The organism is Nocardia concava NBRC 100430 (assembly GCF_000308815.1).
Classification (GTDB): domain Bacteria; phylum Actinomycetota; class Actinomycetes; order Mycobacteriales; family Mycobacteriaceae; genus Nocardia; species Nocardia concava.
Genome location: NZ_BAFX01000003.1, coordinates 1 through 11,688 on the forward strand (window position 1 = coordinate 1; position 11,688 = coordinate 11,688).

The 11,688-nt window shown below is 67.5% G+C and carries 7 protein-coding genes; all 7 read left to right on the plus strand.

Features of this window, described 5'->3' with window-relative positions; translation table 11 throughout:
* Positions 1-50: 50 nt before the first annotated feature.
* The 7 genes from ON43_RS00635 to ON43_RS00665 all read left to right on the plus strand — a co-directional run bounded on the left by ON43_RS00635 (position 51) and on the right by ON43_RS00665 (position 11,610).
* Positions 51-587: a DUF732 domain-containing protein gene (locus ON43_RS00635; RefSeq protein ID WP_040802360.1), complete on the plus strand. Its 537-nt coding sequence runs from the start codon at positions 51-53 to the stop codon at positions 585-587.
* Positions 584-1,567, plus strand: a complete 984-nt coding sequence (locus tag ON43_RS00640) for a cutinase family protein (RefSeq protein ID WP_040802361.1) — start codon at positions 584-586, stop codon at positions 1,565-1,567. The genes ON43_RS00635 and ON43_RS00640 overlap by 4 nt, the downstream gene beginning before the upstream one ends.
* 473 nt (positions 1,568-2,040) lie before the next feature.
* Positions 2,041-3,963 carry a long-chain-fatty-acid--AMP ligase FadD32 gene (gene fadD32, locus ON43_RS00645; RefSeq protein WP_040802362.1) on the plus strand — a complete coding sequence of 641 codons (1,923 nt, stop codon included), beginning with the start codon at positions 2,041-2,043 and terminating at the stop codon, positions 3,961-3,963.
* Positions 3,964-4,078: 115 nt separating this feature from the next.
* Positions 4,079-9,172, plus strand: coding sequence for a polyketide synthase Pks13 (pks13, locus tag ON43_RS00650; protein WP_051177703.1), 5,094 nt, complete (start codon positions 4,079-4,081; stop codon positions 9,170-9,172).
* A gap of 52 nt (positions 9,173-9,224) precedes the next feature.
* Positions 9,225-10,769, plus strand: coding sequence for an acyl-CoA carboxylase subunit beta (locus ON43_RS00655; RefSeq protein WP_040802363.1), 1,545 nt, complete (start codon positions 9,225-9,227; stop codon positions 10,767-10,769).
* Between the two features lie 54 nt (positions 10,770-10,823).
* Complete coding sequence (locus ON43_RS00660) at positions 10,824-11,297, plus strand: hypothetical protein (protein ID WP_157513859.1); 474 nt, start codon at positions 10,824-10,826, stop codon at positions 11,295-11,297.
* A 106-nt stretch (positions 11,298-11,403) separates the two neighbouring features.
* Entirely contained in the window at positions 11,404-11,610 is a 207-nt protein-coding gene (locus tag ON43_RS00665; protein ID WP_051177705.1) for a DUF5988 family protein, read from the plus strand.
* Positions 11,611-11,688 lie beyond the last annotated feature (78 nt).

Consider the following 11,688-nt stretch of genomic DNA (forward strand, 5'->3'; position numbering starts at 1 on the left):
CTAGCCTGGGGGCGACCTTTTGCCCTTGGACAGATATAGGAAGCGAATAGATGCACGGAACCCGTGGAAAGGTATTCGGCGTGGTGGCCGCATGCGCCGCCGCCGGACTGCTCGCCGCGTGCGGTAGCAATGACTCCACCGCCAAGAGCACGCCCACGCTGACCACCACGAAGGCCCCGGCCGCCGCGACCACGACGCCCGCCGCCGGCGCGCCGTCCACGGATCAGCAGAGCCCGCAGCCCGCGCCGGATTCCGCGACCGCCACCACCTCGCCCGAGCGCCCGCAGCCGGTGCCGAGCCAGTTCCTCACCACCCCGAACGGGTCGCCCGCCCTGTCGGACAAGGAGAAGGGCTTCATCGACGAGCTGAAGAAGGCCGGCATCACCCCGGGCTCCTCGGATATCGCGATCACCGCGGCCAATCTGGTCTGCCAGGGCAAGGCCGAGAACGCCCCGCAGGATCAGATCATCACCTACGTGACCGCCATCGCCGGTTCCGATCCGTCCTTCGATCCGTCCAAGATGTCGGTCGAGCAGGCGGGCAAGATCTACTACGACGTCGCCTCGAAGAGCTACTGCAACAAGTGACGACCCGACGCCGAAACGGACGACGCCGGCCGCGCCCGGCGGGTTGCCTGCTGCTCGTCATCGCCGCGATCGTGATCGTGGTCGTGGTGGCGCTGCTGCTGTGGTACCTGCTGGCGGGCCGGCTGCGCCTGCCCGGCCCCAAGCCGCCGGGCCCGCACCGTCCGACCTCGCAGCCGGCCGACTGCCCGGACGTGCTGCTGCTGTCCGTGCCGGGCACGTGGGAGTCGAACAGCAATGACGACCCCTACAACCCGAGCGCGAACCCGGCGTCGCTGATGTTGAACATCTCCAACCCGATTCGGGCCAAGTTCCCCAACGAGCGGCTCGAGGTCTACACCACGCCGTACGTGGCGCAGTTCTCCAATCCGGTCGCCATTCCGCCGGACGGCCAATCCTCTTACAACAACAGCCGTTCCGAGGGCGCCAAGAAGTCGGCCGACCATCTGGCCGAGACCTACAAGAAATGTCCGCTCACCACATATGTATTGGCGGGCTTCTCCCAGGGCGCGGTGATCGTCGGCGATCTCGCCGCACAGATCGGCGCGGGCAAGGGGCCGATACCGGAAGATCTGGTGCTGGGCGTGACCACCATCGCCGACGGCCGCCGCGATGTCGGCGCTCCGGGCGAGGCCACCGAGATCGGACCGACCCCGCCGGGCGTGGGCGCGGAGGTGGCGCTCAAGGGCCTGAACGTCCCCGGCATCACCATGACCGGACCGCGCGGCGGCTTCGGCAAACTCGCGGACCGCACCTTCACCATCTGTGCCGCAGGCGATTTGATCTGCGATTCGCCGCGCCAGGCGCTGAGCCCCGCCAATATTCTCGGCAGCGTCAACATCCTGGTGCGCGCCGCGGGCAATCCGGTGCACAGCCTCTACAACGGCTACCAGGTGGACGACAACGGCACCACCGCCACCCAGTGGACCGTGAACTGGGCCTCGGGTCTGGTGGAAAACGCTCCCCACCCGGCACATTCGTAAGTCTTTGCTCAGAGATCTTCAAGTGTCGCGGCGCACCATGGTTCATGGGTACTCCGCCCGGGGTGTGAGCCCCACCGACCGACCCCCCAGTTTCGGGGTCACCCGGTAAAGTGCTCCGGGTTGCGACACAGCCGGGACCCGGCACGTGCGGCAACTCACATCCTTGTCCTTGTTGTGTCCTATGTGGGGCGCTCCCCACCTATTTGGAGGCATTCGCGCCGGTGAAGCAGTAGCCCAGAGGTGTGAGCTGGGAGATGTTCGGCCGCTCCGAAGCATGGCCGCGCAGCCCCTCTGTAACATGTCCCTGGTTTGAGAACATCTAGCCAATAGACGGTCACCGCGCAGACCGCAACACAATTCTGCAGGTTGGCTCTCGCATGGAGCTCCCGCGGGCGAAGAGAGTCGGGGCCTCACAGGTAACAGCGGCAATGCATGCCGTCTCATGCCGCGTGTGCCTCGGAGGAGAAGAAGGAATGGACGAGACTTTCGACGATTACCTCGACGAAACGGGGAACATCACGATTCCCGAGGGACGCACCCTCGTCGACTACGTCGAGAAGCACACCCACGGTAATGACGCCAATGACTTGGCCTACCGCTACATCGACTACTCACGCGAGCGCGACGGTGAGTACCAGGACCTCACTTGGAGTCAGTTCGGCACGCGGCTGCGCGCGGTGGCCGCCCGACTGCAGCAGGTGACCAAGCGGGGCGATCGGGTCGCGATCCTGGCTCCGCAGGGGCTGGATTACGTCATCTCCTTCTTCGCCGCCATCTACGCGGGCACCATCTCCGTGCCGCTGTTCGATCCGGACGAGCCGGGCCACACCGATCGCCTGCACGCCGTGCTCGGCGACTGCACGCCCTCCGCGATCCTGACGGCGAGCTCCTCCGCCGCCGGTGTCCGCCAGTTCTTCCGGTCGCTGCCCGCGGCCCAGCGCCCGCGCATCATCGCCGTCGACGCCATCCCCGACAGCGTCGGCGAGTCCTGGGTGCGCCCCGACATCCGGGTCGACGACATCGCCTACCTGCAGTACACCTCCGGCTCCACCCGCGTGCCCGCCGGTGTGGAGATCACCCACCGCGGTGTCGGCACCAATGTGCTGCAGATGGTGAACGCGCTTGACCTGAACGAGAATTCGCGCGGCGTCACCTGGCTGCCGCTGTACCACGACATGGGTCTGCTGACGGTGATCCTGCCCGCCGTGGGCGGCAAGTACATCACCATCATGTCGCCGGCCTCGTTCGTGCGTCGCCCCGCGCGCTGGATCAACGAGCTGGCCGCCGTCTCCGACGGCGCCGGAACCTTCGCGGCCGCACCGAACTTCGCGTTCGAGCACGCCGCCGTGCGCGGTCTGCCCAAGGCCGGCGAGTCGCTGGACCTGTCGAATGTCCTCGGCCTGATCAACGGCTCCGAGCCGGTGACCACCAAGTCGATGCGGAAGTTCAACGAGGCCTTCGCTCCGTACGGCCTGCCCAAGACCGCCATCAAGCCGTGCTACGGCATGGCCGAGGCCACCCTGTTCGTGTCGGCGACCCGGCACGAGGACGAGGCCAAGGTCATCTACGTCGACCGCGACGAGCTCAATGCCGGTCGCGTGGTGAAGGTCGAGCCGGGCGCCGAGAACGCCATCGCACAGGTCTCCTGCGGTTATGTGGCGCTGTCGCAGTGGGCGACCATCGTGGACGGCGAGTCCATCGACTCCCCCGAGGGCGCCCGCGAGGTGGCCGACGGCGAGGTCGGCGAGATCTGGCTGCACGGCAACAACATCGGCATCGGCTACTGGGGTCGCGCCGAGGAAACCCAGAACACCTTCCGCAACAAGCTGGCCCGCCGCCTGCCCGAGGGCAGCCACGCCGAAGGCGTTCCGGACGACGGCATCTGGCTGCGCACCGGCGACTACGGCGTGTACGTGGACGGCGAGCTCTACATCACCGGCCGCGTCAAGGACCTGGTGATCGTGGACGGCCGCAACCACTACCCGCAGGATCTCGAGCACTCCGCCGAGGAAGCCTCGACCATGCTGCGCGCCGGTTACGTCGCCGCCTTCGCGGTGCCGGCCAACCAGCTGCCCGCCGAAGTCTTTGCCCAGGACAGCCATTCGGGCCTGAGCTTCGACCCCGACGATGCCAGCGAACAGCTCGTTATCGTGGCCGAGCGTGGTCCGGGCGCGGGCAAGGCCGATCCGGGCCCCATCGCGGACGCGGTCCGCGCGGCCATCTCCTCCCGGCACGGTGTCACCGCGCGTGACATCCTCCTCGTTCCGGCCGGGTCGATCCCGCGCACCTCGAGCGGCAAGATCGCGCGTCGTGCCTGCAAGGCTGAATACATCGGAGGGACACTGCGTGGTGGTTACACGCAGCAGGCCTTCCCCGATGCACCAGACGAGGAGTGAGACGACCGTCTCACAGATGGATGGCGCGAGCCGGTTCGGCTCGCGCCATTCATGCATGGATCACCACCCGGATTCACGCCGCGCACCGTACGCAGACAGGTAGCTTGAGGAACTGATGGCTGAGAACGAGGGCATCGACCCGACCCAGACGACCGACAAGCCCGCGAACACCGATATGTCGGTGGCGGAGATGCAGGAGTGGCTGCGGCGCTGGGTTTCCGGCGCGACCGGCCAGCCGCTCGAGAACATCACCGTGGACCGGCCGATGGAGGAATTCGGCCTGGCCTCGCGCGACGCCCTCGCCCTCGGCGGCGATATCGAGGAGCTGACCGGGGTGGTGCTGAACGCGACCATCGTGTTCCAGCACCCGACCATCGCGTCGCTGTCGGAGCGAATCATCAACGGGGAGCCCGAACTTCCGGCCGAGGCGGCCGACGACTCGTTCTACACCCAGGGTTTCCAGCCCGGCGAGGCGCACGACATCGCCATCGTCGGCCTGTCCACCCGGCTGCCGGGTGCGGGCGATACGCCCGAATCCACCTGGGAATTCCTGATCAATCGCGGCGACGCGATCCGCGACCTACCCGAGGGTCGCTGGTCGGAGTTCATGGATGATCCGCGCCTGGTGGAGCAGCTCGCCAAGACCAATATCAAGGGCGGTTACCTGGATCAGGACGTCCTCAAGAGCTTCGACGCCGAGTTCTTCGCGCACTCGCCGGTCGAGGTCGAGCGCATGGACCCGCAGCAGCGGTGGGCGCTCGAGCTGACCTGGGAAGCCTTGGAGCACGCCCGGATTCCCGCCAACACCCTCAAGGGTGAGCAGGTCGGCGTGTTCATCGGTTCGACCAGCACCGAATTCATGATCATCGCGGGCATGGCGGTCGGCAACGGCGACGCGAACACCCCGCTGTCGGCCGATGGCTACGGCGTCATGGGCAGCGTCTCCGCGATCATCCCCAACCGCGTTTCCTACTTCTACGACTTCCGTGGCCCGTCGGTGGCCATCGACACCGCGTGCTCGTCCTCGCTGGTGGCGGTGCATCAGGCGGTGCGGGCGCTGCGCAACGGAGAGGCCGATCTGGCCTTGGCCGGTGGCACCAACGTGCTGCTGTCGCCCGCCGCGACGATCGCCTTCGACGCCAACGGCGGTGTGTCCAAAGACGGTCACATCAAGGCCTTCTCGTCGGATGCCGACGGCATGGTCCGCTCCGAGGGTGCGGCGCTGGTGGTGCTCAAGCGCCTCGCCGACGCCGAGCGCGACGGCGACACCATCTATGCGGTGATCAAGGGCTCCGCGGTCAACAGCGACGGCCGTTCCAACGGCCTGCTGGCCCCGAACCCGGACGCCCAGGCCGCCGTGCTGCGCCAGGCCTACCGGGATGCCGGAATCCCGCCGTCCCAGGTCGATTACATCGAGGCGCACGGCACCGGCACCCCCATCGGCGACCCGATCGAGGCGGACGCGCTGGGCCGCGTCATCGGCCGCGGCCGCGACGCCGACAAGCCCGCCCTGCTGGGTTCGGCCAAGACCAACTTCGGCCACCTGGAGGCCGCGGCCGGCGCCGCGGCGCTCGCCAAGGTGGTCATGGCGTTGCAGCACAACGTCATTCCGCCGCACCTCAACTACGCCGGTCCGAGCCCGTTCATCCCGTTCGACCAGGCGCACCTGAAGGTCACCGACCAGCCGACCGAATTCCCGCGCTACAGCGGCAAGGCCGTCATCGGCATCTCCGGCTTCGGCTTCGGCGGCACCAACGCGCACGTGGTCGTCCAGGAATACGTGCCCACCCCGGCCACCCCCGAGCTGCCGGAGACCACCGACCTCGACGACGAGACCACCGATGTGATCGCCGAGGCCGAGGCCATCACCGAAGCCGCTGTGCCGGAACCGGAGTGGGGCAACCGCACCGAGCCGCTGCCGATGATCATCCCGGTCTCGGGCTACCTGCCCTCGCGCCGCAAGCGCGCCGCCAAGGATCTGGCCGACTGGCTGGAATCCGAAGCGGGACAGGCGACTCCGCTCGAGGATGTGGCCCGCACGCTGGCCAAGCGCAACCACGGCCGCTCGCGCGGTGTGGTGGTCGCCAAGACGCACGAGGAAGCCATCGCGGGCCTGCGGGCCATCGCCGAGGGCAAGCCCGGCAACGGCGTCTACACCGCCGACTCCCCGGCCCCGCTGGGCGCGCTGTGGGTGATGGCCGGTTTCGGTGCGCAGCACCGGAAGATGGGCAAGCAGCTCTACCTGGAGAACTCGATCTTCCGCAAGGCCGTCGACCAGGTCGACGAGCTGGTCGTCGACGAGGCCGGCTACTCGGTCAAGGAGATGATCCTCGACGACTCCATGGACTGGGACATCGGCACCGGCCAGGTCGGCACCTTCACCATCCAGGTGGGTCTGGCCTCTGTCTTGCGCGCGCACGGCGCGGAGCCGGAGGGCGTGGTCGGCCACTCCCAGGGCGAGGTCGCGGGCGCGTACATCTCCGGCGGTCTGCCGCTCGAGGACGCGGTGCGCGTGATCTGCGCCCGCTCGCGGCTGATGGCCGAGGGCGAGGCCATGCTCACCGACGACCAGGTGCGCAATATGGCGCTGCTGGAGTACTCGGCCGACGAGGTCGCCAAGCTCGTCGAGACCGAGTTCCCCGATATCGAGGTCGCGGTGTACGCCGCGCCGAACAACACGGTCATCGGCGGCATGCCCGATCAGGTGCACGCGATCGTGGCGCGCGCCGAGGCCGAGGGCAAGTTCGCGCGCGTGCTGCAGACCCGCGGCGCCGGCCACACCTCGCAGATGGACATGCTGCTGGGCGAGCTGGCCGCCGAGCTGGCGGGCATCGAGCCCACCAAGCTCAAGCGCGACCTGTACTCGACGGTGCACCGGGACGGCGTCTACAAGGCGGGCCACGCGCCCGTGCACGACGTCGACTACTGGGTCATGAACATGCGCGGCTCGGTGTACTTCACCAACGCCATCCGCAAGGCCGTCGACACCGGTATCACCACCTACCTGGAGCTGGCGCCGAATTCCGTTGCGCTCATGCAGGTCATGGGCACCACCTTCGCGGCGGGCGTGCACAACGCGGCGCTCATCCCGACCCTCAAGCGCAAGGAGGACGAGGCCGCGGCCGTCATCTCCGCGCTGGCTCAGCTGTACGTGCACGGCCACAAGGTGGACCTGCCCTCGCTGCTGCCCGCCGGTGCGTACGGTGACGCGCCGCGCACCGCGTTCGTGCGGAAGCAGTACTGGCCCAGGGTTTCCGGTGGTTTCGGCGGCGGGTCCGGCAACGGCCGCGTCCCCGGCGCGCACGTCGCGCTGCCCGACGGCCGGCACGTGTGGGAGGTGCAGGCCTCCGCCGTCACCGACCTCGCCGCACTGGTGAATGCCGCTGCCGCGCAGGTGCTCTCGGAGGTCACCGTCGGCGCGTCGGTCGCGCACGAGGCCATTCCGGCCTCCGGCACCCTGACCACCACGCTCACCCCGCACCCGGGCGGCGCGTCGGTGTCGGTCCACGCCAAGGACGGCAACGTCTTCCGGCCGCTCTTCGACGCGGTCGTCACCTCCGGCGCGCCGCTGCCGGAATCGGTGGTGGCGCAGCCGGTCGCGGCCGCCGCCCCGGCCGAGGTGGCGGTGGTGGAGACGGTCGCCGGTGAGCGCTGGGATCCGAACGGCACCCAGACCATCGAGGATCGGCTGGCGATCATCGTCGCCGAGTCCATGGGCTACGCGGTCGAGGACCTGCCGATGGAGATCCCGCTCATGGAGCTGGGTCTGGACTCGCTGATGGCCATGCGGATCAAGAACCGCGTCGAATACGAATTCGACATCCCGCAGCTGCAGATCCAGGCGGTGCGCGACGCCAGCCTGTTCGAGGTCGGCAAGGTGCTGCGCTACGCCATCGAGCACCGCGATCAGCTCGAGGACATCGCCGCGCGCCAGGCCGCGGGTGAGGACATCGCGGTCGACGCGGACTTCATCACCGCGGCCCGCACCGCCATGGCCGAGGGCAAGGATCCGGCGGCCCTGCTGCCCAAGACCGAGACCACCGATGTGGTGGCCGAGGCCGAGGCGATCGAAGAGGTTGCGGCCGAGCACGAGTCGGCCGCGCCGATCGCCGAGACCGACGCCGACAACGTTCCCCCGCGCAATGCGCCGGAGCGTTTGGTCTTCGCGACCTGGGCGCTGGTGACGGGCAAGTCGGCGGGCGGCATCTTCAACCCGCTGCCCAAGCTCGACGATGTCACCTTCGACAAGCTGGTCGCCCGTCTGTCGGAGCGCGCCAAGGCGCAGATCGATCCCGAGCGGATCCGGGCCTGCGAGACCATCGAGAAGATCTCGGATGTGGTCGCGGAGTACCAGGAGCACAGCGACGATGTCGAGGGCTTCGTCCGCACGCTGCGCGCCAAGGAGGCCGGTTCGAATGCCGTGCCGGTCTTCGTGTTCCACCCGTCGGGCGGCAACACCCTGGTGTACGAGCCGCTCTTGAAGCGGATTCCGGCCGGAACCCCGATGTACGGTTTCGAGCGGGTCGACGGCACCATCGAAGAGCGTGCGCGCCAGTACATTCCGGAGATTCGCAAGCGTCAGCCGGAAGGACCGTACGTTTTGTACGGTTGGTCGCTGGGTGCCGTATTCGCACTGACGGTCGCGCAGCTCATGCGCGCCGAGGGTTCGGACGTTCGCCTGGTGGGCCTCATCGATCTGGCGATTCCGGTTGAGCCGGAGCACGATACGCCCGAGGAGCGACTGGCGCGCATGCGCCGATACCAGGCCTTCGCCCAGAAGACCTACGGCTTCAACGGCGAACTCGATGATGAACAGCTCGAGGAGCTGGCTGCGGCCTCCGACGAGGACCAGATCCAGATCATCATGGAGCTCGTGAAGTTCGCGGGTGCGAACATTCCGGGCGGTGTGATGGAACACCAGCGCACCTCGTTCATCGAGGGCCGGGAACTGCAGAAGGTCGAGCTGTCGAACTACGACGGTGACGTGACGCTCTACCTGGCCGACCGTTACCACGACGGCATCATCGAGCTGGAGCCGCGCTTCGGTGAGCGCCGCCCGAATGGCGGCTGGTCCGAGCACATTCCGAATCTGGAGGTCATCCACATTCCGGGTGATCACCTTCAGATCATCGATGAGCCGCGCATCGCGACCATCGGCGCCGATCTCACCAAGAAGCTCGCGGAGATCGACACCACAGCAGGGAAATAGCACCACCGCGTCACGGGTTCTGCGAAAGTAGGTTTTTGCCGAAAGGAGACCAGTGAGCACGACCGCCGAAAAGCTCGCCGACCTTCGACACAAGCTCGACGTAGCGAGGGAACCGGCGGGCGATGCGGGTATCGCCAAGCGGGCCCGGAAGGGCATTCCTTCCGCCCGCGACCGCATCAATATGCTCCTGGATCCGGGCACCTTCGTGGAAATCGGTGCGCTGGTGCGCAATCCGGGCGACAAGAACGCCCTTTACGGCGATGGCGTGGTCACCGGCCACGGTCTCGTGGACGGCCGCCCGGTGGCCGTCTTCTCGCACGACCAGACCGTGTACGGCGGTTCGGTCGGCGAGATGTTCGGCCGCAAGGTGGCGGGCATCATGGAATTCGCGGCCAAGGTGGGCTGCCCGGTGGTCGGCATCAACGACTCCGGCGGCGCCCGGGTGCAGGAGGCGGTGACCTCGCTGGCCTGGTACGCCGAGCTGGGCCGACGCCAGGAACCGTTGTCCGGTTTGGTGCCTCAGATCTCCATGATCCTGGGCAGCTGCGCGGGCGGCGCGGTGTACGCGCCCATCAATACCGACGTGGTGGTGGCCACCGAAGAGGCCTATATGTTCGTCACCGGCCCCAAGGTGATTCGCGAGGTCACCGGTGAGGACGTCAGCCTCGAGGAACTCGGCGGCGCGAATTCCCAAGCGCAGTACGGCAATATCCACCACGTGGCCAAGACCGAGGCCGCCGCGTTCGAGTGGGTGCGCGACTATCTGAGCTACCTGCCGTCCAGCTGCCAGGAACTGCCGCCGATCGTGAATCCCGGTCTGGAACCGGAACTCACCGAATCGGATCTGGAGCTCAATGCCATCGTGCCCGACGCCGACAATGCCGGGTACGACATGCACGAGATCCTGCTGCGCATCTTCGACGACGGCGCGTTCCACGAATTCGGGGAATCCGCGGGCCGCAATGTGATCTGCGGTTTCGCCCGGGTGGACGGCCGCACGGTCGGCGTGGTGGCTAATCAGCCGATGGTCTACGCGGGCGCGCTGGATGCCCGGGCCTCGGACAAGGCGGCCCATTTCGTCCGGCTCTGCGACGCTTTCGAGATTCCGCTGGTCTTCGTGGTGGATACGCCGGGCTTCCTACCCGGGGTGGAACAGGAGAAGATCGGCGTCATCAAGCGCGGCGGCCGGTTCATCTTCTCCTTCGTGGAGGCGACGGTCCCCAAGGTGACGGTGGTGATCCGCAAGTCCTACGGCGGCGGGTACGCGGTCATGGGCTCCAAACAGCTGGGCGCGGATATCAATCTGGCCTGGCCGACCGCGCGCATCGCGGTCATGGGTGCGGAGAGCGCGGTCTCGCTCATCGGGGCGAAATCGCTGGAGGCGGCCCCCGAGGAGCAGCGCGCGGCCATGCGCCAGCAGATGATCGACTTCTACAACGCCACCATCGCGACGCCGTGGGTGGCGGCCGAGCGCGGTTATATCGACGCGGTCATCGAGCCCGCCACCACGCGACTGGAAATCCGCCGCGCGCTGCACGTGCTGCGCGACAAGAACATTCCGCGCAATCCCCGAAAACACCACCTGCTGCCGCTCTAGTTGTGAAAAACTCGCATTTCAATTCTGAAATGCGAGCCTTGGGAGCGAAGCAGTATGGCTACCCGTCGAATTCGGCGATCGATCCTCGGCGGCGTGGCGACCGCCGCCACCGCCCTGGCGGTCATGTCCGCCGCACCGTCCGCGTCCGCGCAGGTCACCGGCATCTCGGCCGGGACCGCGCTGGCGCATATCGGTTCGACCTACACCCTGACGGCGTCCGACTACGGCGCCGCCGCGGGCACCGTCGTGAGCTTCTGGGTCGGGGACTCCTCCGGCAGCCTCACCCTACTGGGCACCTCCCCGGTGAACTCGGGCGTCGCGACGATCTCGTGGTCGCCGACCGTCGCCGGCAATGCCAAGATCGTCGCGAGCGACGACGGGAGCAGCACCAGCGGCAATGCCGCGAGCATCGGCATCAGCGTCACCGCGGTCCCGGCGGGCGGCATGGGCGGCGGCGGCAGCGTCTCCTCGATCCCGATCGTCGGCGGCCTGTTGAGCAGCCTGATGGCCATGCTGGGCCTCGCGTGAGCCGTTGATGGGCCCGGCCTGAAACCACCCGCTCGGCTTGTTCAGGCGGCTCGCCGATTGCGCTGAATCTATCGGGTGGCCCGCGCAGATGTGAGAGCCTTCAGCTATGAGTACCTCACCGATGGCGCTACTCGAAGGCGGGCCGGATGGCCTCGAAACGCGGATCGTCCGGATCACTCCGCCGGGTATCGAACTGCGAGTCGCGTACGGGGGTGGGTACGAGCGCTTCAAAGTGACGTCACGGTGGCAGGAGACCTCGGAGGGGAACCTGCCCGTCTACGAATGGGTTGCCCACGTAGACGCCAAGCATTAGCCGCTCACCATCTCGAATCGGTAAGTCCTACAACGACAGTGGCCGCCCGCAATGTCGCGGGCGGCCACCGGTTACAGC